This window comes from Lysinibacillus sp. FSL W8-0992, from assembly GCF_038008685.1.
Taxonomy (GTDB): Bacteria; Bacillota; Bacilli; order Bacillales_A; family Planococcaceae; genus Lysinibacillus.
This window is the reverse complement of record NZ_JBBOZQ010000001.1, coordinates 2,611,546-2,636,998: the sequence shown is the minus strand read 5'-3', so window position 1 is coordinate 2,636,998 and position 25,453 is coordinate 2,611,546. Positions and strand designations below refer to the sequence as shown.

Genomic DNA, 25,453 nt, shown 5'->3' with positions numbered 1-25,453 from the left:
ACCTGTAAAGCCCATTTTTTCTCTTAGTTTTTACGATGAACAATATAGGCCGCAAACTCACGCAGTAAGCTTACATCTCCTTGTAACTTATCAAGCGCTGTTATTGCGAGCTGATAATGGTCAGCAAGTTTTTCTTTAGCACCCGTTAAGGTTAATAATGCAGGGTATGTGCTTTTATCACTAGCCACATCCTTACCTGCAGTTTTGCCTAATTCCTCCGTTGTTCCTTCTATATCTAAAATATCGTCTTGAATTTGGAAGGCTAGGCCGATGTGATGCGCATATTCCTTTAAAGTAGCTCGATCTTCTTGTGATACATTGGCTAGAACTGCACCTGATTCAATACTAAATCTTAATAGTGCACCCGTCTTATTAACATGGACATGCTCTAGTTCAGTTAGGTTAAGCTGACGTTGCTCACCTTCCATATCCAATACTTGACCGCCAACCATCCCTTCGGCACCAGCTGCGATGCTTAGAAGATTTACAAGTTCAATTCGTTGCTCTGCAGAAAGCTCCATACGTGCTAAAATGCCAAAGGCAAGTGTATTTAATGCATCACCTGCAAGTGTTGCCAGCGCTTCTCCAAATACTTTATGATTGGTCGGCTTGCCACGACGGAAATCATCGTTATCCATGCTTGGTAGGTCATCGTGGATTAAAGAATACGTATGAATCATTTCAATAACGGCACCAACTGTTAGCCCTGCTTTTATGTCTTTACCGTATTGTTCTAAAACTGCTAATACAAACAGCGGGCGAATACGCTTGCCTCCTGCTTTTAATGAATATAGCATCGACTCCTTTAAATTGGCCGGTGCGTCAATTTTTTCAACAAGTGCAAACATTTCAGCTTCTACTTGTGGTGTGTTGCTTTGAATAAAATGTTTTAATTGTTCGTTCATTTTAACTAGTTCTCTCCCTTTAGCGGATCAAATGCTGTTGTTTCACCTGTCTCTTGGACAATTGAAATTAATTGTTCTTCGGCATGCTGTAGTTTACTATGGCAAAATTGCGAAAGCTCCATGCCCTGTTTATATAAATCAATCGCATTTTCTAATGGTACATCACCTTGTTCTAATTGGCGGACTATTTCTTCAAGTGCCGTCATTGCTTCTGCGAAGGTTTGTTGCTTTTTCGCCATCTCTATTCCTCCTTATTATTTGGCAAGACATTTGTCACTTCGGCAATTACTTTTCCATCGTGGAAGGACAGTGTTAGTTGATCCTGCCGCTTTAAGTCAGTAGACGATTTCAACACTTTGTCATCTTTGTAGGCTACTGTAAATCCTCTAGTTAAAATAGCGAGTGGATTTAAAGCTTCAAGTGTTTGCACAGACGCCTCAAATTGTTTTTTTTGCTTTGTCACATACTGTGAAGCTGAACGTGTTAACTGCTGAACGCGATGTTCCAACTCCCTTTGATGAAAGACAAGTGCTTTTTTGGGTGATTGCTGCTCCACAGCGCTATGCAATTTTTGAAGCTGAGCGTCTTTTTTCATCAAATCAACCTGCATCGCTTTTTGCAAAGTCGTCTCAAGCTGTGCTAATCGTTCTGTAAATGGACGATACAATCTATCTGGCATCGATAAAGGGTAAGACTGCTGTAGCTTATTTAGACGTTGTCGCTCTGTTATTAGTTGCGCCCTTACAATCTGATGAAGCTGTGATTTTTGCGTCAGTACGCGTTGATATAACTCCTGCTGATCCGGCACAGCCATTTCAGCTGCTGCAGTAGGAGTCGGAGCACGCAAATCTGCCACAAAATCTGCAATCGTTGTATCCGTTTCATGCCCTACTGCGCTAATAATTGGAATCCGACTTTCAAATATGGCGCGTGCAACAACTTCTTCATTAAACGCCCATAAATCTTCAATAGATCCTCCACCCCGTCCAACTAACAATACGTCACAAAAGGCATCTTGATTAGCACGTTCAATATTTTGTACTATGCTCGGTGCAGCTTGTGCTCCTTGTACAAGTGTCGGATAAATCATAATTTCAGCAAGTGGATAACGTCGTTTTAATGTTGTACAAATATCACGAATGGCAGCGCCAGTAGTGGATGTTAAGACACCTATTTTTTCAGGATACTTTGGAATTGGCTGCTTCCATTCAGGTTTAAAAAGCCCTTCTTTTTGAAGCTGTTCTTTTAGCTGGTTAAAGGCAACAAACAAGCTACCGATACCATCCGGCTGCATTTCCTGCACATATAATTGATATGTACCATAGCCTTCGTAAACGTTTACATCCCCTCGGATAAATACCTGCATGCCATCTTTTGGCTCGAACGCTAATTTCGTCGCTGCGGTTTTAAACATAGTTGCAGCAATACGTGCCCCATCGTCTTTTAAAGTAAAGTAAATATGCCCGGATTGGTGGATTTTAACATTTGATAACTCACCTTTGACATAAACTTCACGCAGATGTGGATCTGCATCGAATTTTCGTTTAATATATTTTGTTAACGCTTTTACAGTTAAATAAGAAGCTGATGACATAATTTTCGGCTCCTTTACTAAAATGAAGTTTTTCACAAAACTACACTTATCATAACATTTTTTATTGCGCATGACGTGAGAAAATACAGTTTCACTAGAAAAAACGACTATCTTTCATACTACTTGAAAACTATACTGTAACATATTTATTCCCATCATGGCGCGTATTAAAGTCGCTACTATGTATCTGTTTTTCAGCGAGTTACTTTGATTAATCGGCGATTGGTTGTATTCTATCGGCTATTCCCTCTGTTCTATCGGCGATTTGCTTCCTTCTATCGGCGATTTCCTCTGTTCTACCGGCGATTCGCTTGCTTTTACAGGCGATTCCCTCAAGCTCTATCAAAAATTTCTCTTATTGAAAACTAGCCAGCTATGTACTTTGCAAAAAGAGAGCCACCTCAAAAGTACTGAGATGGCTCTCTAAGCAAACGAAAGATTCTATTCAATTTATTACTTCATTTTATTTGCAAGTTTTATTTCTGCCGCTTGCACTGTGTTGAAGAGTAACATTGTGATTGTCATCGGTCCTACACCGCCTGGAACTGGTGTAATATGAGATGCAATACCGTCAACCTCTGTAAAGTTTACATCTCCGCAAAGTTTGTTGTTTTCATCACGGTTAATACCGACATCAATAACAACAGCCCCTTCTTTGACATGCTCTTTTGTAATAAAATTAGCACGACCAACCGCTGCAATTAGAATATCCGCCTGTTTTGTGAATGAAGGTAAATCCGGTGTTTTTGAATGTGTATATGTCACTGTTGCATCTTTTTGTAATAATAGTTGGCCCATCGGTTTGCCAACAATATGACTTCTACCAACAATTACTGCATGCTTACCTGCGATTTCAATCCCTGAATATTCAAGAAGCTTCATCACGCCAAACGGTGTACATGGTAAAAATGTTTCCTGGCCAAGCATCATCTTCCCAACGCTTACGGGCGAGAAGCCATCAACGTCTTTTTCAACAGCGATTGTAGCTATAACAATATTCTCATCAATATGTTTTGGCAGTGGTAATTGTACTAAAATCCCATGAATATCTTCACGATTATTTAATAATTCAATTTGCACTAAAAGCTCTTCTTGTGTAGTTTCCTCAGGTAGCTTAATTAGCTCTGAAAACATCCCGATTGCTTCACAAGATTTTTGCTTATTTCTCACATATGTAGCCGAAGCTTGGTTGTCCCCAACTAGAACAACTGCTAAGCCTGGTGTTAATCCTTGCTCTTTTAATCGAGCAACGCGCTCTGCTACTGAATTTCGAATTTCTTGACCAATCTCTTTACCATTAATAATTGCACTTGACATAAACCTTAGTTACTCCTTCCAATTCAACACGTTTTTATTGTTCTGTAAATTTAGAAAGTACGCCATTGACAAATTTCGACGATCCATCGTCTCCAAATGTTTTGCATAACTCGATTGCTTCATTAAGTACTACTCTTTTTGGTGTTTCTTGCATGTATAATAGTTCGTATACAGCTAGTCTTAAAACTGTTCTCTCAATTTTTGGTAGACGGGCAAGTGACCACTTTTCTAGATGCTGCGTTAATACCGCATCAATTTCCTCTAAATGTTCAGCTGTTCCATTTACAATCTTTTCGTAGAAAGCATTAGTTGGTTGACCTTTAATATGTTCTTTTGCTTCTTCGACTGTAAGATCAGTATTGTCTAGCTGAAACAAAACTTGCAACGCTTTTTCACGTGCTTCATGTCGTTTCATGTAAAGCTCTCCTTCTTAAGTGGCATTAAGGTTTATAATAGCATAAATTCATACGAGAAACACGAATTCAAGCAAGTTTTCAATAATCTGAAACCTTTTTCAAGCAACTTTCTACTTATTTTTACTTTCAACTTTATTGATATTTTAAAAAAGAAATGCTACCTTTATTTTTCCTTTGATAAATCTATCATTTAGTTATACGGAAAAACACCATTTAAAGTTCCCCAAAATCGAAGACAATCTTAGATTTCCCGAATTTTTTTCTACATGTCGAAAGCAATCTGCTTAAAATTTGAAACATTATACCATGTGACTAAACCATTTTAATTTTCAGCCGAAAATATTTAAAACTGTGTCTACATTATCCATCATAATTATTGACTTCCTTATTATTAGATCCTACATAAAATTATGTAATTGATACAGGTCCAAAAAGATCAACAAAACGTTTTGTCATCTTCAAAAATCAATAAACTAAAGCAAATGCAACATTATTCTCTAGTGGAGGCCAACTATGAAAGAACATTATTATACTATTGGTGAGGTCGCAAAATTAGCAAATCTCTCTGTACAGACACTCCGATACTATGACCAAATAGATTTGTTTAAACCTGCTTATACGGATTCCGCTAGCAATTACCGTTACTATAAAGATAGTCAGATTTTTTATTTGGATATAATTAAATCGCTAAAATATATCGGCACTTCGCTTGAGGACATTAAAAAGGCACTTATGCTGACATCTGAAGAGCTACTTGCCTTTTTAGAACAACAAGAGCAACGTTTAGAAGAAAAAATTTCACGACTCAACGAAGTGAAATATACCCTGCTGAAAACGAAAAAACAGATGCAAGAGCAAATTGAAATTCCTATCTTCGGAGAGGTATACACACGTTTTGAGGAAGAAATGCCAATTTTACAGGTCACTACGACTGAACTTACACCAACATCTAGCACCAATACGTACTATGGAACATTAACAAAAATTATAGAAAATGAAGGAAGTGTTTTAAATAGTCGTTATGGATGTATCTATCCGCTCGCTCATTACACAGATGTGAACGATATTATTTATGATGCAATATTTACACCACTATTAACTGAACGAACTTTTTCTAAACTTTCTTCTAATGTAAAGCAAACGATTGTTCAGGAAGGCAAATATGCATGTATCGCTTTTATTTATCACCCTGATACGTATTTCTCTTTTTATGAAAAGCTTAAAAAATATGTTGATTCACAACAAGCATCATTTGAATCAACTGTTTATGAATTATATATGCCTGCAACAATCTCTTCTGAGCGTGAAAAGAAATTTATTGTCGAATTAAAAATTAGACAAAATGCTTTATAGTAGTTTTTTAGTTAGCAATTGCGCTTAAACCCCTTTTTTAACAGGCATTTAATTGATGTACGCGGTATAACTATTTCGTTTTACTTCCACACTAATAGCGCATTGAATATAAATACAAAAATAAAAACAAATCTTTTGACCCTATAGTTACTATAGGGTTTATTGTATTAGAAGGAAATCATCTAGTAGATTATCAATCTCATGTATCGTGAACTGTTGAAGGAGAGAAAAATGAACAAGAAACAAGCTTTAACCTTAACTATTTTGTTATCCAATTTATTCATTGCCTTTTTAGGGATAGGATTGGTTATTCCCGTATTGCCAACTATCATGAATGAACTGAATATAACAGGCTCTGTCGTTGGCTATATGGTTGCAGCATTTGCCATTACTCAACTTATTGTATCGCCTATCGCAGGCAGACTAGTCGATCGAGTTGGTCGAAAAGTTATGATTGTTATCGGTCTAATTATTTTTGGACTTTCGGAACTATTATTCGGTATGGGTCGTTCAATTGAAATTTTATTTATATCACGCATGCTCGGTGGTGTTAGTGCTGCTTTTATCATGCCTGCAGTAACTGCTTTTATTGCTGATATTACAACAATGGCACAGCGTCCAAAGGCACTTGGCTACATGAGTGCAGCCATTAGTACTGGCTTTATTATCGGGCCAGGTCTCGGTGGATTTTTAGCGGAATACGGCACACGTGTACCCTTTTACGCAGCAGGTGTACTCGGTTTCATAGCCGCACTATTGTCGTTTACACTATTAAAAGAACCTACGCGTGCAATGGATGATACAGAAGCTGCACCTTCTATTTTAAGCAGTGCAAAGCGTATTTTTAGCCCTTTGTATTTCATTGCATTTGTGCTTATTTTTGTCCTTTCATTTGGTCTCGCAGCATTCGAATCACTTTTTAGTTTATTCGTCGATCATAAATTTGCATTTACACCGTCAGATATTGCCATTATCATTACCGGAAGTGGTATTATTGGCGCGCTTGCGCAGTTATTATTATTTGATTGGCTTACTAAGAAAATGGGTGAAATCAACGTTATCCGATACTCACTCATACTTTCTGCCGCTCTGACCTTTGCGATGACAATGGTTAGTCATTATTTCGCAATATTATTTGTTACATTCTTTATTTTTGTCGGCTTCGATTTAATCCGACCTGCTGTTACCTCCTATTTATCAAAAATCGCAGGGAATGAGCAAGGCTTTGTCGGAGGCATGAACTCAATGTTCACAAGTCTAGGAAATATTTTTGGACCAATCATTGGCGGCATGTTATTCGACATTGATTTAAACTATCCATATTATTTCGCTACAATCGTCTTAGTTCTCGGTGTTATCCTCGCATTTTTCTGGAAGAAACCAAAAGATATCGCTTTATAATCCGTTTGCGTAGTTATACACAACATAAAAAGGAGTTGCCCACTATGGTGAAATGTTCACCAAGCTGGCAGCTCCTCTTTTTTCTTAATGAATTACTACTTCCTCTTTTTCGAAGTGAATACCTGTAATATGTACATTCACCTCTGCTGTTTCAAGTGCAGTCATATTTAAAATTGCTTGGCGAATTTGCGTTTGTACATCTTTTGCCACTTTCGGAATCGAATAGCCATATTTTACAGAACAAAATACATCAATAGCGATCTCACCATGTTCTGTGACCCCTGATTTAATGCCTTTATTGTGTACTTTTTTGCCGAAACGTTCAACGACGCCTGTTGCAATATTGCCACGAGTTGCTGCGATACCCTCTACCTCGTTAACCGCGATTCCAGCTACAATTTCGATTACTTCTGCAGCTACTTCAATTTTCCCAAGCTCTTCTTTACCAGAAGGTGTTGGTTGTACGAAAGATTGTCCTACTTTCTCTGCCATACAATATCATCCTTTCCACTACGCATCGCAAGCAAATGCTGTTGTTACGCTTATTATACTATAAAAAGGAAGGTTTGGCTTAGGAAAGACGCTTTTCATTTTTTGTGTACAACTAGACCATTGCTAATATCGTTCTTTTCAAAGTGAAGCTAGAAACGTTAAAAGGAGGAGTGCATTATCATTTGCTTATTTTTTTGCAAACATATATCAATTCATAACTATCATTCGTTGCCGGCGTTTCATTCCAATCCTGATAAACAGCAGCGATTTCAAATCCATTGCCAAGTAACATTCTCTCCATTTCTTTTGGAAACACATATCTTAAACTAATTTTGGTGCTTTTTTCATCTACAATTTGACCATCGATATTTTTATACTTTCTAATCGTCGTATACTGTTGAATTTGATTTAATGAATCATAATGACTAATTGTATAAAGATCAACAATATAATGCGTATCACTATCCGTATACGTTCTCCAATATTCTTTCGTACTCGGTTGAAGCAACTCCTCAACACTTGGGAACCTCGTACTAAAAATAAATATGCCGTCAATTTCTAAATGCTTATTTACAGAGGCGAGTAAATCATCTTGAGATTGATTTGTAAGGAAATGTTGAAAAGCATTACCTACTGAATAGATGAAATTACTTTTAGCCGGTAAATTCAATGTCGTACAGTCTTGCTTTACCCATTCGATTGGTAAAGCAAGATGAGTTGCTTTTTTCCTCGCCTCATTTAGCATACCTTCATGTATGTCTACTCCTATCAGCTTGCAACCATTTTTCGCTAATGGAATCGTCATTCTCCCCGTGCCACAAGCTAAATCAATAATAGTACCTTGCATATTAGACGCCCATTTTAGCAAGAATGGCAATTCAGGCATATATAGTTCATTTTCTTTATCATATAAAATTGGATCATCGTATTCTTCAAAATTATAAAAAACCATCTAATCCCCCTAAAAATTAAATAATTCTATTAATAATAGCCAAACCAAATAAAAATTTAATTTTCATTTGCATCCCTTCCCTTTTAAAAATCCCTCTTTTTTACATCAGCACTGATGTAGAATATAGGTCCTTGAAAACGACACTCTACCATTTATTTTTTCCAGCTATATCCAAGCTAAGTTATTTTACATAATAATACAATAATTCTAATTACTTTACAATAGAACCGATAACTAGTGAAATCGAGCCCTCTCCATAAACATTGGGTGGAACGTCATTACCCTATGTCGCAAACTATGAAATAAGACGGAGTAAGTCTTGTGACGGCCGAGTTTACTCGTTGCTTGTTCGTATCGGCATCTTTTCCGCTATTATCCCGATAGCTGGTGGATACTCTAAATCGAAAACACCCGAACGTTTACCTTTTCTACCCACGAAAAAACCCTCTAACAATTATTCGTTAGAGGGTAAAACAGATAGGATATTCCGTTTTGTTTTATATTTTATTCTACAATCAAATACATATCAGTAAGTGAATTTCACTTACTTCACCGCTCAAAGAACAGTTAGAATAGCTCTTATCAAGCTACGATTATTTGTTTGTTCCTAATACATCGTTTTCTTCCAAGAATTTCGTGTTGAATTGCGCAGACTTGAAAACGTCGTTGTTCATTAATGCTTGGTGGAAAGGAATTGTTGTATTGATACCAGGACCAGCAACTTCAAATTCACTAAGCGCACGATTCATTTTTGCAATTGCTTCTTCACGAGTATCTGCATGAACGATAAGTTTTGCAACCATTGAATCGTAGTATGGAGGAATTGTATAACCTGCATAAACAGCAGAATCGATACGTACACCATAGCCACCTGGTGTAATATAAGTGTCTACAGTACCAGCTGATGGCATAAAGTTTTTGTATGCATTTTCTGCGTTAATACGGCATTCAATTGCCCAACCATTTATTTTAATGTCATCTTGTGTGAATGGAAGTTTCTCACCAGATGCAATTTTTAATTGTTGTTGAACAAGATCGACACCAGAAATCATTTCTGTTACTGGGTGTTCTACTTGAATACGAGTATTCATTTCCATGAAGTAGAACTTGTCCTCTTGATAGTCGTAGATGAACTCGATTGTACCAGCACCTTCATAGTTACATGCTTCTGCTGCTTTCACCGCTGCTGCACCCATTTCTGCACGACGTTCAGATGATAGTGCAGGAGATGGAGCTTCCTCTACTAACTTCTGCATACGACGTTGAACTGTACAGTCACGCTCGCCTAAATGTACGACATTACCGAAACTATCAGCTAACACTTGAATTTCACAGTGACGGAAGTATTCGATGAATTTTTCTAAATATACGCCAGGGTTGCCAAACGCTGCAGCAGCCTCTTTTTGCGTAATATCAATCCCTTTTACAAGCTCTTCTTCTGTACGAGCTACACGGATACCTTTACCGCCACCCCCAGCAGTTGCTTTAATGATCACAGGGTAACCGATTTTCGCAGCCCACTCTTTACCTGTTTCGATATCTGGTACAATACCAGTACCTGGAACAAGTGGAACACCTGCTGCTTCCATTGTTGTACGAGCAACGTCTTTAATCCCCATGATTTTAATTGAATCAGATGAAGGACCAATAAATTTAATGCCCGCATTTTCACATGCTTCAGCAAAATCAGCATTTTCAGAAACGAAACCGTAACCTGGGTGGATACCATCTGCTCCTGTTTTTTCTGCTACGCTTAATAATGCAGGGAAGCTTAAATAAGAATCTTTTGATAGCTTCGGACCGATACAATATGCTTCGTCTGCTAACTTCACATGTAATGCTTCTGCGTCTGCTTCAGAATATACGGCAACTGATTTGATGCCTAACTCTTTACAGGCACGAATAATACGAACAGCGATTTCGCCGCGGTTTGCGATTAATACTTTTTTCATGGTTAGCACTCCTTACTCAGCTTTTACAAGGAATAATGGTTGACCGTATTCTACTAAATCGCCATCTTTTGCAAGTACTTCAACGATTTCACCTTTAACTTCTGCTTCGATTTCGTTGAATAGCTTCATTGCTTCTACGATACAAACGATTGTTTCGTCGCCTACTTTGTCGCCCACTTTTACGTATGCCGGTGAATCTGGGTTTGGAGCTGCATAGAAAGTACCTACCATTGGTGATACAATTTTATGTAACGATGGGTCGTTACTTGCAGGTGTTGCGGGTGCTGGTGCTTCTTCAACTTTGGCTGGAGCTGCTACAGGTGCTGCTGGTGCAGATTGTTGTACAACAGGGGCTGTTTCTTCTTTTTTAGGTGCCACAGTTTCAGTAACAACAACACCATTCTTTTTTAATTTAACTTTTGCGCCATCTACTTCATAAACGAACTCGTCGATTGAAGAAGAATCTACTAATTTAATAATTTCACGAATTTCTTGAATTTTGAACATTTCTAACTCTCCTTATGAAATAAAATCTACTACAATCACTATTCTATATTTTTTTGACACAATTTGAAACACTTAAATGAAAATTAAGTAAATATAAACATAATAAAAGGCTTTCTTTTACTAAACGAAAGCCTTTTCATTATGCTGATATATAACAACTACAAGTTAATAAACGGAATATTCCTTTTTTTCTTTAAATTTTTTAATAGTTGTTTGCGCTGAATTTAACTTGAACGTCATTTGCGCCTTCCCACTCTGTTTTTACTAAATAAATAATCTCATTTGCTTGTGATTTTGATAACTCTTCTGCCATAACTGTGACAGAAACTTTCTCACCTTCCGCTCTAACAAAAGCATCGGAATAGCCTAAAGATTTAATGAGCATTTCAAGCATTGCCTCTGTTGATTCCTGTTTAATCAAACCGTCTATTTCATTATAAGCTTCATTTTTTTCTTCAGCAGTATATTCTTCTGAACCAATTTTTTGTGTTAGTTGTTGACGTAATTGACTTCTTTCATCACTAACTTGCATACGCATTTCCTCAAATAAGTGACTTGGAGACAATACTTCTTGTGTTGCATCTTTATTAGTTGCCTCCTGATCTGTAACACCCGTAATTGCTGTTTGCTGTAATGTATCATCTGTAAAAATCGTTAAGCCATTAAATTGTTTTGCAGGATCAACCAAATAATAAACTGAAATTACTGCTACAAGACTTAATAATGTCATAAACCAAACTGTTCTTCTACGTACGCGCATTTACTTTTCCTCCTTATTTTCCATTGGAACGATAATAATTCGATGAATAGGTAATTGCATCACTTGACTGACGACAGCACGTATTTCATTTTTGACAAAAATATCTGATGCACCTTCTGAAACAATTAGCATTCCTGTTACATCTTTCGTACTTTCGTCAGTCCCTCGAAAATACTGGCTAAATAGTTTATTTTCATCCTTCGCATCTGTCATCTCTCCGTAATAAAAATATACTTTTACCTCCCCAACGCCTTGCATAGCCTTAAGCGTTTGCTCAAGTTTTTCTTCATTCGTATTCGGTGTTACTCGTTCATTTGTTGAATTCGTTTGATACATTGGAAACACGATGAAAATTCCTACGGAGGCAGCAATAAGCATTAAGACGATAAATGACGTTGTTTTTTTTCGTACCTTTTCCACATCACTTCTACATTGCCTCCTTTCATCTTCTCTTTTTCAAGTGTATGTACGCTTGTTTCCTCCTATGAATTGATAAATGGAATCTTTAATAGCATTTGCAAAAATACTAACGTAATGACAAGTTTTGTTAGTGAAATTATTTGTTGGTCATCAGTTAGAAATACGAATAATTGACAAATAAAGAGCAACGCCAATAAAAGAATCAATCTATCTCCCCCCAACCATCACTTGCACGAAAACGATAAGGAAAAAACAAGAAAACATAAATGAAAAAGCAATTAGAAATGATACTGCACATAAAGTGAATAGAGATTTACTAACATGATCGAGTAATTTACAAATATCATCAAAAGCAATCGGTTCTAAAATAGCTGCTAATAGTTTTAACGAATACGCACTAACTACTAGCTGGACAGTTGGTATAAACGATACCGTGATAACCGCGATAAAGGCACTTATACTACTAATCGAAGTAGAAAATTGTGTCATATGCTGAAACATCGAAAAACTATCAACAATAAAGGAACCGACTACTGGAATATTTTCTTCTATTAATTTTTTCACAGGTTCTGCAACAGCCTTATTAACACTAAATGCAGCAACTCCACTAGCTGACATTAAAATAATGTAGCAAATGACGGACGCTGAAACAATACTCATAATGGTAAAACGAATCAACTCTGCAATTCTCGTAAAAGATATTTCTTTGACAATGACACTGCATACATCGAATACAATGGCAAAAAGCACACCTGGGATAAGCCATTTACTACTAATAATCGTTAGGACTTGTACAAAAAAAAGCAAAAAAGGCTGCCAAGAAGCAATGGCTGTTATGCTACTAGATAACAAAAAACTAGAAGTGAGAATTGGGTAAAATGCCGTGAATATATGTGAAAGTCCTTTTGCAATCTCATCAATTAGTTGAAATGAATTGACGACTACTGGCCCTATTGTTGCTAATACAATGAGAAAAAAAAGTATTCTTGTCCCTTTTTCAAATTCTGGTAATATCATGTTGACAATCAAAAAAATGATGACGTAGCCACACAATATAAGCGTCATTTTGAGCAAGAGAAAAAATGGATCGATGAAAAACGAAATGAGTTGCTCCTGCACAAGCCTCGCCCCTTAATTTAACCTTTGTAAAATAGCTGACACCCCCTGTAAAACATCCAAAAATTCTTTAAACCAATACAACAAAATAACAATTTTCACAGCATCGAAAACAATGCTGCCGAGAACTTTATAGCTATTCTCCACTAGTAACAATGACACCCATTGCCCTACATAAAAAAGGCTCGCACTTATTACAATGGCTTTTGCATAAGGCAAAAATGTAAGCATTCCGAGTAATTGTTTGACGAATGGCAACAAGAGTGTCGTAAACAAAAGACTGAACAGCAAAAACGAGAACATAACACTGATTAGCGCGTGGAGTGGCTGTATGACTTCTTTTATAAGCAACAATAAAAGCAGCATGACAACAGCAACAATGACAATTTCCATTTACTTACCCAGATGAGGTCAACCACTGAAAGAATGTTAATATTTCAGTGAAAAATAGACGCAAAAATCGGAGTAATTCTGCTGTCATATATAGGTAGGCAATAAAAAATAAGAAAAATGAAAATTCTTTCTTCCCTGTTTGATCAAAAAAAACATGAAGAAGCGCTACTACTAGTCCCACTCCAGCGACTCTTAATACGTCTTGTAATTCCATTCATACGCCCCCTCGTGTACAGCAATATATGATGCTCGCCAATAAAAAAGACCTCTATACAATATGTATAGAGGTCTCTTCTTATCGACAAAAGTTGGTAATAGTTAATATAGCATTATTTGAGTGCCTGGCACCTTGCATATGAAACTTAGCAAGATTCCCAATTTAACATCAGGCTCTTATAACGTAAAAATTCACTTCGCTTTCCGCGGGCACAGTGTACGCCGCAATCCTCGCTAACGCGCGGTTTGTTGCGTCTTACAACTGGTGCTGTCCCCACAGGAGTCTTCGTGGATTTTTACTCTGATAGCTCTACTTACAGTGGCATAACAATTCAGAATTGTTTGTGTGCCTGGCACCTATACTAATTTTTCAATGATGCTTTTTACTGTGCCTGGTTGCACTAGATGACTATTTTCACCCATCCACATCGATAAATATTGTGCATTTCCTTGCAATGTACTTTCTTTACGAATAGTAGACGTTAAATAATGTTGTAATGGATAAGGAGCTACGACAGCGTCCTTCATATGTTCAGTAAAGTAATTAGCTAATCCACGAGCCGCTTTGCCAGTAAAAGCATACGTAATGGTCGTCTGTTGTGCCTTCGACTGTAATATGGCATTTTTGTATAGCGGTGATATTTCACACTCATCTGCTACTAACAAAGCTGTACCAATTTGTACCGCCTGTGCACCACTAGAAAGAGCCCGATCCACATCCTCTTTTGAAATAATTCCACCAGCTGCAATGATTGGAATTGAAATTTTACCCGCTACTTGCTGTAATAAATCTTCTCGAGCAATTAATTGCAGTGGTTCAATAAAAGATCCTCGATGACCACCTGCCTCACCACCTTGTAATACGACTGCATCCATACCTGATTGTTCAATAAGAATAGCTTCTTCTAATGTAGTAGCTGTGCCAATGACATAAACATCGTTGGCCTTTAAACGTTGAATAACCTCTGAAGAAGGTATGCCAAATGTGAACGAGCAAACGGCTACCTGTTCTTCCAGTACTGCCTGTAATTGCCCTGCAAACACTTCATTAGACGTCACACTTTGTACAGGCGATAATCCTAACTCATCATAGTAAGGCTGCAACGCCATCCGCGCTTGTTGGAGGACATCTATATCAATACGCGGCTCTTCTTGCACAAATAAATTGACCGAAAATGGTTTGTCAGTAAGCTTTTTAACTTCTTTTATAAAGCTTCTAGTTTGCTCTCCATCTAAATAACCCGCTCCAATTGATCCTAGAATACCTATCTCCGCGCAAGCTGCAACAAATTTTGGTGTAGTAACTCCAGCCATAGGTGCTTGAATTATTGGATATTGCATCTCTAATTTTTGTAACATTGCATTCACCTCTTACTTGTATTGTAAACGTTATTTCGCCATTCTACCTGCAAAATTTTAACATATTTTTGTACTTTGCGATATATGTATGAAAAAAGAGAAAAAGTGTTAGATTGACTGCAATCAATCTAACACTTTTTCTGTTATGCCGTTGATGTCCGCTAAGTCGGATGCTTTCTGCGGGCACACACGTAAGTGGAATGCCTCGCAATTGCGCGGTTTGTTGCGCTTACGTTGCGTTGTTTCCCGCAGGAGTCACCGCCTTTGCTACCATCAACTAGTACTATCTGCTATATTTTTTCTATTCCCAAAGAGTCGCAACCTCTTTTCGTCATTGCTTATGCGCGTGATACGTATGAAGCTTCTGAAGTGTTGATAATTAACACATCGCCTTGGTTAACGAAGAATGGAACTTGAACAATAAGTCCAGTTTGAAGTGTTGCAGGTTTTGTACCACCTGAAGCTGTATCACCTTTAATACCTGGTTCTGTTTCTGCTACTTCTAATTCAACAGTGTTTGGTAATTCTACACCTAGCATTTCGCCTTGGTAAGATTGGATGTGTACTTCCATGTTTTCTTTTAGGAATTTTAATTCATATTCAATAGCTGCTGAAGCTAGTTCAGTTTGCTCATATGATTCTAAATCCATAAATACATGCTCATCACCTTGAGCATATAAATATTGCATTTTACGATTATCAATTTGTGCTTTTTCTACTTTTTCACCAGCACGAAATGTTTTTTCATTCACAGAACCGTTACGTAGGTTACGTAATTTAGAACGTACGAATGCAGCACCTTTACCTGGTTTAACGTGTTGGAAATCTAACACGCGATATAATTGGCCATCAACAATAATTGTTAGACCTGTACGGAAATCGTTTACTGAAATCATTTGTGTTCCTCCATTGTTTATAAGATGATGAGTTCTTTAGTCGAATGTGTTAGCAGTTCATTACCTGACTCAGTGATTAAAATATCGTCTTCGATACGAACACCACCGACTCCTGGCACATAAACACCTGGTTCAATCGTAACGGCCATACCCGGTTCTAATACCGTTTCAGAACGCTTCGATAAGCCAGGGCCTTCATGTACTTCAAGACCAATACCATGTCCTAAAGAATGCCCAAATGCCTCACCATAGCCTTTTTCTGTTAAATAGTCACGCGCAATTGCATCTGCCTGAATACCCGTTAAACCAGGACCAACTTTTTCAAGCGATAAAAGTTGTGATGCAAGTACTGTATTATACATTTCTACTAATTTTTCAGATGGCTCACCTACTGCCACTGTTCGTGTTATATCCGAAATGTAGCCATTGTATAGTGCTCCAAAATCTAGTGTGACAAAGTCGCCTTTTTCAATAACTTTATTCGTAGCAACACCATGTGGTAGAGCTGAGCGAAGACCAGATGCTACAATCGTATCAAATGAGGACTGTGTTGCTCCTTGTTGTCGCATGAAAAACTCTAATTCATTCGAAACTTCAAGCTCTGTTTTACCTGGCTTGATGAAGTCTAAAATATGTGTAAATGCGTGATCAGCTATTTCACACGCAACCTTAATAATATTAATCTCTTGTTCAGTCTTAATCAAGCGAATTTTTTCAATTAATCCAGAAACGGGCACTAAATCAGCTTGAATCACACTTTTATATAACTCATATGTGCCAAAGCTTACAGTATCTTTCTCAAATCCCAATGATTTAATACCCATTGCTTTAACTTGTGTCGCAATTTCTTCTAGGAGCGTTACTTCGTGCTGTACAATTCGGAAATCTTTAATTTGCGCAGCTGCTTGCTCTGTATATCGGAAGTCAGTAATGAATACAGCTTCATTTTGTGACACGATTGCCACACCTGCTGTACCAGTAAACCCTGTCATATATCGACGGTTGTACCCATTTGTAATTAAAATGCCATCGATGTTTTGTTCTTGAAGTGTTTTACGAAGCTTTTGTAATTTCAACATAATTATTTCTCCCTCTCAATAAAAGTGCGTAGTGCTAGTTCATAGCCTTTCGTACCAAGACCACTAATTTGGCCAAGGCAGGCTGGTGCAAGATAGGAATGATGGCGAAAAGCCTCACGTTTGTGAATATTGGAAATATGTACTTCAATAACTGGAACAGCAACTCCTGCAATTGCATCATGTAATGCTACGCTTGTATGGGTATATGCACCTGGATTAAAGATAATACCATCATACTTGTCATCTTCTGCTTCGTGTACCCAATCAACAAGGACACCCTCATGATTAGATTGACGAAACTCGACTGTAGCACCAAGAGAAGCCGCGAGATTTTGAACATTATTCTTTACATCTTCTAGTGTTTCATGGCCGTATATATGGGGCTCCCGTTTCCCTAGTCGATTTAAGTTAGGTCCATTCAAACATAATAACTTCACGCAGTATTCGCCTCTTTCTATGTACTTGCTTTTTATTTTATCATACCAATTGCATACAGCAACTAATTTCCTTTTTGTGCTGTATGCTCTTTCTGATGAAAATTAGCTGTTTCAAGTAAAAAACGGAGTAGGCAAATAACGACAACGATAAAAGGAATTGATAGTTTTTTAAATGATGTCGATTGTAATGGTAAATCCAACACGAACCATTCTAATGTAATCGTTACAATGAGTCCTATTAAAAAAGAAGTCAACACTGCCGGTATAATATGCGTATATCGCAAAGTCATAAATAAAAAGAACCCTACTATAAATAGCGCTAATGTTAGAAAACTCCAATGAAATAGTTTGGAACTATCCTCGAACAAGTCCCACTTTTTATAAAAGCCAATTGGATTCCAAGAAATTAAATGAAAATAATGAAGTCCTTTTAAACAAAATGCTAAAACAATCGCATAAACGACTGCAGTAATTAATCCTACCTTCATATTTATCCCTCCTATTTTGACCATTATGCATGCAAGCATTACAGCATTATCCTTATCACAAGGGCTCAAAGTCTTACGACACTGCTTAATAGCAAATCAATCTTTCTGAAAATACAAAATTACACAATAAGTGTAACCATATAGAAAATTTACTATGCGTACCTCTAGAGGTTTTTCGCTAAATTTAGTACAATGGTACAGTTGAAATATATAAAGAGAGTGGTGTTAGCCTTGAGCAATTCACCTGTTTACGGGGGACAAGCACAATTAGAAGGTGTGATGTTCGGAGGAAAGGAACATACGATTACTGCCATTCGCCGTAACGATGATTCCATTGATTATTATCATTTTAAAAAGGTACAAAAACCAATCCTGCAAAAGCTAAAAAAAATACCATTCGTTCGTGGCGTTATTGCCCTTATTGAATCAGCAGGTTTAGGTTCACGTCATATGCAATTTTCAGGAGATCGTTATGACGTTACACCAGGCGAGGAAGCAGAGAATATAGAAGAAGGCGGCTCGAAGCTACAAATGATTTTAGGAGTAGCTGTTGTCGGAATCCTTTCCTTTTTATTTGGAAAATTCGCCTTTACCTTAATCCCAGTATTTATTGCAGATTTCTTCTCTAGATGGATAGATGGTAAAGTAGGTCAAGTCCTTCTTGAAAGTGGCATTAAGCTCCTTTTACTGCTTACCTATTTATATTTTATTTCTTTAACACCGATTATAAAACGCGTTTTCCAATATCACGGTGCCGAGCATAAAGTAATCAATTGCTATGAAGCTGGTCTGGATATTACTGTAGAAAATGTACAAGCGCAATCGCGTTTACATTATCGATGTGGGAGTAGTTTTATGTTATTCACTGTGTTCGTTGGTATGTTTTTGTATTTCTTCGTGCCAACAGATCCACTATGGTTACGAATTGTAGACCGTATATTATTAATTCCTGTTGTACTAGGGGTATCATTTGAAGTATTACAGGCAACAAATGCATGCCGTAATATTCCTCTGTTACGCTACTTAGGCTATCCGGGTCTATGGCTACAATTATTAACAACTAGAGAGCCACTGGACGAACAAGTAGAAGTAGCGATTGCATCATTTAATATGTTACTTCAAGTCGAACAGCAGCCAGAAATTGCTGCTACATTAAATCACGACTAAAAATTATTCAATTTAAAAACGCACAATGCGGTTAATCACCACATTGTGCGTTTTACTTTCTTTCAAAATACACTTGCCCTATATAGACTGTACAGCATTCAGTTGCTGCTTTGCACTTTCATATTCCTCATGTAATGTCTTGATAATTTCAAGGACCGACTCGCGTTTTTCAATATTTGTGACACCATGCCCTGCCGACCAAATATCACGCCAAGCTTTCACATTAACAAGATGTGTTAAATCAATGTCCTCTCTTGGCTTTAAGGTCGTCGGGTCAATACCTTCTTTTATTAAAGATGGAATTAGCACATTCACATGAACCCCACTGAACGCATCTGTATATAAAACATCATCTGTTTTACTGTCGATGACCATCTTTTTATAATCCTCTGGAGCATTTCCTTCATGACAAGCGATAAAACGCGTCCCTAAATAAGGCATAGTCTGCACCAATAATTTGCGCTGCTAAGACGTCTGCCCCACTTGAAAGGGAGCCCGATAAAATAATCGTTCCATTAAAGAATTTTTTAACGGCCGATACAAAGCCAAATGGATTTAGTTGGCCACCATGTCCACCTGCACCTGCACAAACAAGAATCAATCCGTCTACACCCGTTGCGGCTGATTTTTCCGCATGCTTAACGTTTGCTACATCCGCATACACTTTACCGCCATAGCTATGGACAATGTCGATGACCCGCTTCGGGTTGCCTAGTGATGTAATAACGATAGGCGGCTCATATTCCTCAATTAACTGTAAATCTTCCTCAAAACGTGCATTTGCTACAGGATGACAAATGAAATTGACAGCCCACGGCTCTGTTGGTAATGCTTCTTTAATCTCTTGAAGCCACTCGGCACACGTTGTCGCAGGTCTTGCATTTAATAATGGAAACGAGCCAATAGCGCCCGCTCGACTAGCCTCAATGACCATGGCTGGATTAGATACTAAAAACATTGGTGCTACAATGATTGGTAAACGTAACATACTCTCTCCCCCTTTCTATTAATGATTCTAGCAAAATCGTAAAATCCCTACTTCATGCACTAATTTAATCTCTCTCTTTTCGATATGTAGTCCCTTTTAATGGATAAGCGGTGTTCATAAAAAAAATACCTATCCGTCTAATTTGCCAGATAGGCATTTTTAATTAATTAAATGTAGTTAACTCTTCTGAAACAGATTTTAAATAATCTTTCTCAAACATAATGAAGTATTTCCCATCTTTCATATCATCTCTAATTCCATCACTTAAAGATAACGATTTTATCGAATTCATGTCTATTTTATTCTCTAACATTTGATCGAGTGGTAGATTGGTTTCAATTTGAGACATAAGTTCTTTTAATTGTGTTTGGGGCATTTTGCTTTCCGTTTTATTAATAACAGCAAGAATGAGGTGTAATAGGTTTTCTTCATTTAAATTTCGTCCGTCTGTAGCAGCCATCATTAAAGCCACAACCTCTTCCCCATTTAAACGATTCGTCCCTTTTTTGAAATCAAATCCCACGCTCGTGATAGCTCGTACTTGTGTATCTTCTTGCAAATCATAATCAATACCATTCACAGCATCAACCATTGTGGAAAAGGTTTTTAAATCTATAACGGCATAATAATCAATTGGTAAATCAAATAGTTTTGAAACTGCTGTCCTTACATTTTCAGCTCCTCCTGAACCGAAGGCATAAGCAAATAACAATTTATCGTACATGGTCGTTCCATCACTATTATCTATAGGTGCATAAGTTTCACTTGGGATAGATACAACTTTCATCATCTTTTTATTTTTACTATATGTAAGTAAAAGGTTAAAAGGTATCCTATTATCCTCTTCTTCCGCTTTCACAGTAATGAGCGTAGTTAAAAGTTCATCTTCCTGAACAACTGTTCCACTCGCATCACTTCTGTTCAGTTCTTTATTAACGTTTCCAGAAAAATTCAATGGAATAAACAAAAATAGACATAAGCACACCGCTAACATAGAAACTGTAAGAGGCACGAATTTTTTTGAGGAAAACATAAGAGAATTCTTTTGTTTATTATTGTTCTTCTCTAATTTACGAATTTGTTCAAATACTTCATGACGATCTTCTTGCGTAAATCTTAACTCTTGTTCAGACGACTTATGAATTTTTTCACTTAATCGTTTATCTTCCATTCAGTTCGGCCTCCTTTATAATCAACTCTAATCTTTGTTTTGCTCTTCTTAATCTCGTTTTCACAGTATTCACTGGAATGTCTAAAATATCAGCAATTTCATCCGCCTTTAATGAATCATAATAGTATAAATACACGACTTCTCGATACACTTTCGGAAGAGAAAAAATCGTATCTTTTATTTCCTCATTTTTGTATTTATCGATAACTATTTTTTCTGTTGATGGGTAAATTGACTTTGCTGTTTCATGTATTAAACTTTTTACTTGCACCATTTTGTAATGCCAACTTTTTAAATAATCTTTACATTCGTTAATTGTTATCCGATAGAGCCATGTTTTTATTTGTGCTTCAAATCGAAACAATTCAAGGTTTTTATAGCATTTAATAAACGTATTTTGTACCAAATCCTTAGCAGTCTCCGAATCTTTCACATAAGAAAATGCCAATCGTACCAACTCATTCCCATAGTCAATCATTATTTTATCTAATAAGAAATCTTTTTCTTCTCTATCCAATCTTCTACCCTCCCTTTCAACCGACTTCAAATTCTGCTATTAGACGATTCGCAAAATGAAATAGGTTCAATTTCCAAAAATATTTATGTTAACAAGGATTTTCTTCTTCATAGCAAACATCACTATAAGTATAACTGACATAAAAAACCTATATCTGAGATTACCAAGTAATCATAGATACAGGTTAAATGTTTATCATTATTCTTTTGTAAAAGTTTACGTAGATTCTGAACGACATTTTACTATTTACTTTCAATCACCAAAAGCAAAGAGTATTTCTACTTCACAAGCTAACTCTCCGTCCACTGTAGCGATACCTTTTCCTTTTCCGATAGGACCTTTTAATCGAGTGATTTCAACCTCAAGACGGAGTTGGTCTCCAGGCTTTACTTGCCGTTTAAAACGACAATTATCTATTCCTGCTAATAGCCCTAATCGTCCTTGATTTCCTTCTTTCGTTAGCATCACAACAGCGCTCACCTGAGCTAATGCCTCTACAATTAAAACTCCCGGCATAACTGGGTAATTAGGGAAGTGGCCGTTAAAATATTCCTCATTTACAGTCACGTTTTTAATACCAACTGCACGTTTCCCCTCTTCCAATTCCAAAATCTTATCCACTAAAAGAAATGGATACCGATGTTTAATTATTTCTTTAATTTTTTGAGTATCTAACATTATTATTCCTCCCATAACAATATAATTAAATTCCTAATTATAATATTAACACCTGATACTAATAGTTGATACTATAACATTTTATCTTCCATTTTTCTGCCCGTTCGTTCAAGAAGAACCGCGATGCTTTGCCCATTGTTGAAGATCATAAAATAAAAAGTAACGACTGCATACATATGTTGTAATGAAGTAAACTAAACTAATAAAGCACCGATGATTTTATGCTTTATCATTAGTTTGGCTCTTCAACAATTGGGTAATTTAAAAATATAGGTAGGAATTATTAAGTAAAGGAGGAGAGTTAAGATGTTCGACCAAGTTGCGTATTATATTTTTAGAGGCCTGTTAATTCTAACGGTTTTGGTTGTTGTTATAGGAATCCCTCTTGGGGATACGCTGATCAGAAAAAAATAAAACTGCATCCAAATGGATGCAGTTTTTTGATTGACATTGGTGAAAAATAGTCGCATATTGAACTAAAACTCCCCGTTTGTTTAATAAATCCCTTAATTTTGACCGTAATAATCTTCAGGATTAGTGATTTCATTTTCAATAAAAAATCGTGCTGAACTTTGAACCATTTCTATAAACTCAGCATCATTTAATGTAATCTTATTTTTTAACAAACGAATTCATTTTAATGTTTCGATACTCCCATTTACTTTTGTTTCTTCGGTTAAAACATTATATTGTATACGCATATATGTCTTTCCTTTATAGGTAACATAAGCAATGACTTCACTATTTTCCAAATTAATCAAAGGGTAATCTACTTTTATACCACTAGAAATAAAGAGAGCTTTCCCAGCCAAACACTTTCGAACATAAAAAATCGAAAAAATAGCTAATACAATACCTACCACCTTAGTTACATTACACGACGAACGCTTCATTACTTTCTCCCCCATTATTTTGAAGAAACCTAGTTTGCTAGTTTAAGGTAAATTATTCATAATATTAACATTAATAGTAACATAAATAGCCAACAAAAAAATCATCTTACCTCTAATAATCTTTAGAGGTGAGATGATTTATATCAACTTTATATCAATTTAATTTACAAACCACATTTTAATTGTGCACCACAGTTTGTACATGTGTTACAGCCACCCATTTCTTCGACTGTTCCTTTACGACATACTGGGCATGTGTTCCCTACATCCGAGCCAATAACAGTTGTAGATTCAAGCGCTTGAATCGTATCAACTAATACGACTGGACGTTTTGTGTGCTCTTCTACTAATTCTTCTTCAAATGATAACTGATCCATATCATTTTCTTCTGCTTTTAGTGTAAGAACTTGTGAATCACGGCTACCATCAACATAGACCGTACCACCTTTAGCGCCACCTTTATATAGGCGCTCGTATACTTTTTCTACTTGTTCAACTGTATAGCCTTTTGGTGCATTCACCGTTTTCGAGATCGACGAGTCAATCCATTTTTGAATGATACATTGCACATCTGCATGCGCTTCTGGTTTTAATTCCATTGCAGTCACAAACCATTCAGGCAGTTTATCTTCTGTAGCTTCTGGATGACGGTCTAAGTATTCCTGAACGATTTCCGCTTTTACTTCAATAAATTTACCTAAACGGCCAGAACGGTAATAAGTAAATGAGAAGTACGGTTCTAGACCCGTTGCTACGCCTACCATTGTTCCTGTAGAACCTGTTGGCGCAACAGTTAGTAGATGCGAATTACGGATACCTGTTTCTAAAATTTGTTCTTTAATGTGTGCAGGCATTTTTTGCATGAAGCCTGTTTCCGTAAATGCTTTGCGTAAACGTGCTGTTTCTTCCTCTGTCGCTCCTACTAAGAACGGGAAGCTGCCACGTTCTTTTGCTAGCTCTGTAGAAGCCTCATAGGCTGTTTCTGCAATTGTTTTAAAGATTTCATCTACAAGTTCATTGCCCGCTTCTGAGCCATATTCTTTTTCACAATAAATAAGTAAATCCGCTAAGCCCATTACCCCTAAACCAACACGGCGCTCACCAAGAGCTTGTACACGGTTTTCTTCTAGGAAGTAAGGTGTTGCATCGATTACATTATCCTGCATACGAACACCAACACGGACCGTTTCACGTAATGCTTCATAATCAACTGTTTGGTTTTCTTTATTTGCAAACTGTGCTAAGTTGACAGCTGCTAAGTTACAAACTGAATATGGTGCAAGTGGTTGTTCCCCACATGGGTTTGTCGCAACAACGCTTTGACCATAAGCTTTAGCGTTTGTCATATCGTTGGCATTGTCGATAAAGAAAATACCTGGCTCTGCAGAGTATGTTGCACATACGTTGATTAGATTCCAAAGCTCTTTTGCTTTAATCGTACGATATGTTCGAACTTTGTAGCCCATCTTCTCCCATTCACGTACGTCTCCAACTTTATGCCATTCACTATTGTATATAGCCATTTCTTCTTTTGAATATTCTTCAACTGCTGGGAAACGAAGCTCAAAGTCAGCATCTGCTTCAACAGCTTCCATAAATTCTTTTGTTAACGTTACAGAGATATTAGCACCTGTTAAAAACTCAGAGTTATGAACTGTGTACGTACCACCGTCACGTAATTTATTTTCTGCTTCACGGATAATCCCATTGTCGAATCCGCCTAATCCCTCGATACCTTTATAATTAACAATGCCTTGATACATTGCTTCTTCTTGCATTGAAAGTGGCTTAAAGTTTAATTTTTCTTTTGCTAGACGAATTATCGTCTCATCTGCTGTATTTTCCATTAGGTATCGTAGAATACGCGGATTTTGCATTTTTGAAATAATAAATTCTACGATATCAGGATGCCAATCTGCCAGCATAATCATTTGTGCCCCACGCTTTTTGTTACATAAAAGTATTTTAAAATACTTTTGCGATGCG

Annotated in this window: 29 protein-coding genes and 1 pseudogene; 3 read left to right on the top strand and 27 right to left on the bottom strand. The window is 36.9% G+C overall.

Translation table 11 applies throughout. From position 1 onward, the window contains the following. Positions 1-23: 23 nt before the first annotated feature. The 5 genes from NSQ74_RS13145 to nusB form a co-directional block, all read right to left on the bottom strand. On the bottom strand, positions 24-905 hold the full coding sequence (locus tag NSQ74_RS13145) for a polyprenyl synthetase family protein (RefSeq protein WP_340823867.1): 882 nt from the start codon (positions 903-905) through the stop codon (positions 24-26). A gap of 5 nt (positions 906-910) precedes the next feature. Further along, positions 911-1,144, bottom strand: coding sequence for an exodeoxyribonuclease VII small subunit (gene xseB, locus NSQ74_RS13140; protein ID WP_173479030.1), 234 nt, complete (start codon positions 1,142-1,144; stop codon positions 911-913). Between the two features lie 2 nt (positions 1,145-1,146). Continuing rightward, positions 1,147-2,499 (bottom strand): exodeoxyribonuclease VII large subunit, encoded by a 1,353-nt coding sequence (gene xseA, locus NSQ74_RS13135; RefSeq protein WP_340823866.1) that lies wholly within the window; start codon positions 2,497-2,499, stop codon positions 1,147-1,149. Between the two features lie 453 nt (positions 2,500-2,952). After that, positions 2,953-3,816 (bottom strand): bifunctional methylenetetrahydrofolate dehydrogenase/methenyltetrahydrofolate cyclohydrolase FolD, encoded by an 864-nt coding sequence (gene folD, locus NSQ74_RS13130; protein ID WP_340823865.1) that lies wholly within the window; start codon positions 3,814-3,816, stop codon positions 2,953-2,955. A 34-nt stretch (positions 3,817-3,850) separates the two neighbouring features. Beyond that, positions 3,851-4,231 carry a transcription antitermination factor NusB gene (gene nusB, locus NSQ74_RS13125; RefSeq protein WP_340823864.1) on the bottom strand — a complete coding sequence of 127 codons (381 nt, stop codon included), beginning with the start codon at positions 4,229-4,231 and terminating at the stop codon, positions 3,851-3,853. Between the two features lie 514 nt (positions 4,232-4,745). Here nusB and NSQ74_RS13120 point away from each other — a divergent pair. After that, positions 4,746-5,585, top strand: coding sequence for a MerR family transcriptional regulator (locus tag NSQ74_RS13120; RefSeq protein ID WP_340823863.1), 840 nt, complete (start codon positions 4,746-4,748; stop codon positions 5,583-5,585). 231 nt (positions 5,586-5,816) lie between these two features. Beyond that, positions 5,817-6,986, top strand: coding sequence for an MFS transporter (locus NSQ74_RS13115; RefSeq protein ID WP_340823862.1), 1,170 nt, complete (start codon positions 5,817-5,819; stop codon positions 6,984-6,986). Positions 6,987-7,070: 84 nt separating this feature from the next. On the opposite strand, the gene NSQ74_RS13110 is transcribed toward NSQ74_RS13115, so the two are convergent. From NSQ74_RS13110 to NSQ74_RS13040, 15 genes are all read right to left on the bottom strand, one after another. Further along, positions 7,071-7,478, bottom strand: coding sequence for an Asp23/Gls24 family envelope stress response protein (locus NSQ74_RS13110; RefSeq protein WP_340823860.1), 408 nt, complete (start codon positions 7,476-7,478; stop codon positions 7,071-7,073). A 178-nt stretch (positions 7,479-7,656) separates the two neighbouring features. Beyond that, positions 7,657-8,430: a class I SAM-dependent methyltransferase gene (locus tag NSQ74_RS13105; RefSeq protein WP_340823858.1), complete on the bottom strand. Its 774-nt coding sequence runs from the start codon at positions 8,428-8,430 to the stop codon at positions 7,657-7,659. Between the two features lie 593 nt (positions 8,431-9,023). Next, the gene (gene accC, locus NSQ74_RS13100; protein WP_340823857.1) at positions 9,024-10,382 is read right to left on the bottom strand and encodes an acetyl-CoA carboxylase biotin carboxylase subunit; all 1,359 of its coding nucleotides are present in this window, start codon (positions 10,380-10,382) and stop codon (positions 9,024-9,026) included. A 12-nt stretch (positions 10,383-10,394) separates the two neighbouring features. Further along, on the bottom strand, positions 10,395-10,889 hold the full coding sequence (gene accB / locus NSQ74_RS13095) for an acetyl-CoA carboxylase biotin carboxyl carrier protein (protein WP_340823855.1): 495 nt from the start codon (positions 10,887-10,889) through the stop codon (positions 10,395-10,397). A gap of 202 nt (positions 10,890-11,091) precedes the next feature. Continuing rightward, positions 11,092-11,649 (bottom strand): SpoIIIAH-like family protein, encoded by a 558-nt coding sequence (locus tag NSQ74_RS13090; protein WP_340823854.1) that lies wholly within the window; start codon positions 11,647-11,649, stop codon positions 11,092-11,094. Then, the gene (locus tag NSQ74_RS13085) at positions 11,650-12,069 is read right to left on the bottom strand and encodes a hypothetical protein (RefSeq protein ID WP_340823853.1); all 420 of its coding nucleotides are present in this window, start codon (positions 12,067-12,069) and stop codon (positions 11,650-11,652) included. It lies immediately after the preceding gene. Between the two features lie 62 nt (positions 12,070-12,131). Next, positions 12,132-12,275 (bottom strand): hypothetical protein, encoded by a 144-nt coding sequence (locus NSQ74_RS13080; RefSeq protein ID WP_173479065.1) that lies wholly within the window; start codon positions 12,273-12,275, stop codon positions 12,132-12,134. A 1-nt stretch (position 12,276) separates the two neighbouring features. Continuing rightward, a complete protein-coding gene (locus NSQ74_RS13075) occupies positions 12,277-13,188 on the bottom strand; it encodes a stage III sporulation protein AE (RefSeq protein ID WP_340823852.1) in 912 nt (303 codons plus the stop codon). A 12-nt stretch (positions 13,189-13,200) separates the two neighbouring features. Next, positions 13,201-13,578 carry a hypothetical protein gene (locus tag NSQ74_RS13070; RefSeq protein WP_340823850.1) on the bottom strand — a complete coding sequence of 126 codons (378 nt, stop codon included), beginning with the start codon at positions 13,576-13,578 and terminating at the stop codon, positions 13,201-13,203. A 4-nt stretch (positions 13,579-13,582) separates the two neighbouring features. Beyond that, a complete protein-coding gene (locus NSQ74_RS13065) occupies positions 13,583-13,792 on the bottom strand; it encodes a hypothetical protein (protein ID WP_008179863.1) in 210 nt (69 codons plus the stop codon). Between the two features lie 359 nt (positions 13,793-14,151). Further along, positions 14,152-15,153, bottom strand: a complete 1,002-nt coding sequence (locus tag NSQ74_RS13060; protein ID WP_340823849.1) for an NAD(P)H-dependent flavin oxidoreductase — start codon at positions 15,151-15,153, stop codon at positions 14,152-14,154. Positions 15,154-15,491: 338 nt separating this feature from the next. Further along, complete coding sequence (gene efp / locus NSQ74_RS13055) at positions 15,492-16,049, bottom strand: elongation factor P (protein ID WP_340823848.1); 558 nt, start codon at positions 16,047-16,049, stop codon at positions 15,492-15,494. Between the two features lie 17 nt (positions 16,050-16,066). Further along, on the bottom strand, positions 16,067-17,128 hold the full coding sequence (locus NSQ74_RS13050) for a M24 family metallopeptidase (protein WP_340823847.1): 1,062 nt from the start codon (positions 17,126-17,128) through the stop codon (positions 16,067-16,069). 2 nt (positions 17,129-17,130) lie between these two features. Further along, positions 17,131-17,565 carry a type II 3-dehydroquinate dehydratase gene (gene aroQ / locus NSQ74_RS13045; protein WP_340823846.1) on the bottom strand — a complete coding sequence of 145 codons (435 nt, stop codon included), beginning with the start codon at positions 17,563-17,565 and terminating at the stop codon, positions 17,131-17,133. Between the two features lie 62 nt (positions 17,566-17,627). Further along, positions 17,628-18,053: a hypothetical protein gene (locus tag NSQ74_RS13040; RefSeq protein ID WP_340823845.1), complete on the bottom strand. Its 426-nt coding sequence runs from the start codon at positions 18,051-18,053 to the stop codon at positions 17,628-17,630. Between the two features lie 192 nt (positions 18,054-18,245). Between NSQ74_RS13040 and NSQ74_RS13035 the strand changes: the two genes are divergently transcribed. Next, positions 18,246-19,220 (top strand): DUF1385 domain-containing protein, encoded by a 975-nt coding sequence (locus tag NSQ74_RS13035; protein WP_340823843.1) that lies wholly within the window; start codon positions 18,246-18,248, stop codon positions 19,218-19,220. A 78-nt stretch (positions 19,221-19,298) separates the two neighbouring features. On the opposite strand, the gene NSQ74_RS13030 is transcribed toward NSQ74_RS13035, so the two are convergent. From NSQ74_RS13030 to NSQ74_RS13000, 7 genes and pseudogenes are all read right to left on the bottom strand, one after another. Next, entirely contained in the window at positions 19,299-19,661 is a 363-nt protein-coding gene (locus NSQ74_RS13030; RefSeq protein WP_340823842.1) for an NAD(P)H-dependent flavin oxidoreductase, read from the bottom strand. Continuing rightward, positions 19,624-20,208, bottom strand: a complete 585-nt coding sequence (locus tag NSQ74_RS13025) for an NAD(P)H-dependent flavin oxidoreductase (RefSeq protein WP_340823840.1) — start codon at positions 20,206-20,208, stop codon at positions 19,624-19,626. The genes NSQ74_RS13030 and NSQ74_RS13025 overlap by 38 nt, the downstream gene beginning before the upstream one ends. A 163-nt stretch (positions 20,209-20,371) precedes the next feature. Further along, positions 20,372-21,379 carry an LCP family protein gene (locus tag NSQ74_RS13020; RefSeq protein WP_340823839.1) on the bottom strand — a complete coding sequence of 336 codons (1,008 nt, stop codon included), beginning with the start codon at positions 21,377-21,379 and terminating at the stop codon, positions 20,372-20,374. Next, positions 21,369-21,896 (bottom strand): sigma-70 family RNA polymerase sigma factor, encoded by a 528-nt coding sequence (locus tag NSQ74_RS13015; protein ID WP_340823838.1) that lies wholly within the window; start codon positions 21,894-21,896, stop codon positions 21,369-21,371. Before NSQ74_RS13015 ends, NSQ74_RS13020 begins: the two co-directional genes overlap by 11 nt. Positions 21,897-22,148: 252 nt before the next feature. Then, positions 22,149-22,574 carry a 3-hydroxyacyl-ACP dehydratase FabZ gene (fabZ, locus tag NSQ74_RS13010; protein WP_340823836.1) on the bottom strand — a complete coding sequence of 142 codons (426 nt, stop codon included), beginning with the start codon at positions 22,572-22,574 and terminating at the stop codon, positions 22,149-22,151. Positions 22,575-23,206: 632 nt separating this feature from the next. Then, the gene (locus NSQ74_RS13005; RefSeq protein WP_340823834.1) at positions 23,207-23,467 is read right to left on the bottom strand and encodes a hypothetical protein; all 261 of its coding nucleotides are present in this window, start codon (positions 23,465-23,467) and stop codon (positions 23,207-23,209) included. A gap of 164 nt (positions 23,468-23,631) precedes the next feature. Beyond that, a pseudogene (locus NSQ74_RS13000) lies at positions 23,632-25,413 on the bottom strand (vitamin B12-dependent ribonucleotide reductase); the annotation flags it as partial. Positions 25,414-25,453 lie beyond the last annotated feature (40 nt).

What these genes read in the sequence shown, in the direction of transcription:
- NSQ74_RS13145 (WP_340823867.1), bottom strand. Translation starts at nt 905, where the DNA reads ATGAACGAACAATTAAAACATTTTATTCAAAGCAACACACCACAAGTA.
- xseB (WP_173479030.1), bottom strand. Translation starts at nt 1,144, where the DNA reads ATGGCGAAAAAGCAACAAACCTTCGCAGAAGCAATGACGGCACTTGAA.
- xseA (WP_340823866.1), bottom strand. Translation starts at nt 2,499, where the DNA reads ATGTCATCAGCTTCTTATTTAACTGTAAAAGCGTTAACAAAATATATT.
- folD (WP_340823865.1), bottom strand. Translation starts at nt 3,816, where the DNA reads ATGTCAAGTGCAATTATTAATGGTAAAGAGATTGGTCAAGAAATTCGA.
- nusB (WP_340823864.1), bottom strand. Translation starts at nt 4,231, where the DNA reads ATGAAACGACATGAAGCACGTGAAAAAGCGTTGCAAGTTTTGTTTCAG.
- NSQ74_RS13120 (WP_340823863.1), top strand. Translation starts at nt 4,746, where the DNA reads ATGAAAGAACATTATTATACTATTGGTGAGGTCGCAAAATTAGCAAAT.
- NSQ74_RS13115 (WP_340823862.1), top strand. Translation starts at nt 5,817, where the DNA reads ATGAACAAGAAACAAGCTTTAACCTTAACTATTTTGTTATCCAATTTA.
- NSQ74_RS13110 (WP_340823860.1), bottom strand. Translation starts at nt 7,478, where the DNA reads ATGGCAGAGAAAGTAGGACAATCTTTCGTACAACCAACACCTTCTGGT.
- NSQ74_RS13105 (WP_340823858.1), bottom strand. Translation starts at nt 8,430, where the DNA reads ATGGTTTTTTATAATTTTGAAGAATACGATGATCCAATTTTATATGAT.
- accC (WP_340823857.1), bottom strand. Translation starts at nt 10,382, where the DNA reads ATGAAAAAAGTATTAATCGCAAACCGCGGCGAAATCGCTGTTCGTATT.
- accB (WP_340823855.1), bottom strand. Translation starts at nt 10,889, where the DNA reads ATGTTCAAAATTCAAGAAATTCGTGAAATTATTAAATTAGTAGATTCT.
- NSQ74_RS13090 (WP_340823854.1), bottom strand. Translation starts at nt 11,649, where the DNA reads ATGCGCGTACGTAGAAGAACAGTTTGGTTTATGACATTATTAAGTCTT.
- NSQ74_RS13070 (WP_340823850.1), bottom strand. Translation starts at nt 13,578, where the DNA reads ATGGAAATTGTCATTGTTGCTGTTGTCATGCTGCTTTTATTGTTGCTT.
- NSQ74_RS13065 (WP_008179863.1), bottom strand. Translation starts at nt 13,792, where the DNA reads ATGGAATTACAAGACGTATTAAGAGTCGCTGGAGTGGGACTAGTAGTA.
- NSQ74_RS13060 (WP_340823849.1), bottom strand. Translation starts at nt 15,153, where the DNA reads ATGTTACAAAAATTAGAGATGCAATATCCAATAATTCAAGCACCTATG.
- efp (WP_340823848.1), bottom strand. Translation starts at nt 16,049, where the DNA reads ATGATTTCAGTAAACGATTTCCGTACAGGTCTAACAATTATTGTTGAT.
- NSQ74_RS13050 (WP_340823847.1), bottom strand. Translation starts at nt 17,128, where the DNA reads ATGTTGAAATTACAAAAGCTTCGTAAAACACTTCAAGAACAAAACATC.
- NSQ74_RS13040 (WP_340823845.1), bottom strand. Translation starts at nt 18,053, where the DNA reads ATGAAGGTAGGATTAATTACTGCAGTCGTTTATGCGATTGTTTTAGCA.
- NSQ74_RS13035 (WP_340823843.1), top strand. Translation starts at nt 18,246, where the DNA reads ATGGTACAGTTGAAATATATAAAGAGAGTGGTGTTAGCCTTGAGCAAT.
- NSQ74_RS13030 (WP_340823842.1), bottom strand. Translation starts at nt 19,661, where the DNA reads ATGCCTTATTTAGGGACGCGTTTTATCGCTTGTCATGAAGGAAATGCT.
- NSQ74_RS13025 (WP_340823840.1), bottom strand. Translation starts at nt 20,208, where the DNA reads ATGTTACGTTTACCAATCATTGTAGCACCAATGTTTTTAGTATCTAAT.
- NSQ74_RS13020 (WP_340823839.1), bottom strand. Translation starts at nt 21,379, where the DNA reads ATGGAAGATAAACGATTAAGTGAAAAAATTCATAAGTCGTCTGAACAA.
- fabZ (WP_340823836.1), bottom strand. Translation starts at nt 22,574, where the DNA reads ATGTTAGATACTCAAAAAATTAAAGAAATAATTAAACATCGGTATCCA.
- NSQ74_RS13005 (WP_340823834.1), bottom strand. Translation starts at nt 23,467, where the DNA reads ATGAAGCGTTCGTCGTGTAATGTAACTAAGGTGGTAGGTATTGTATTA.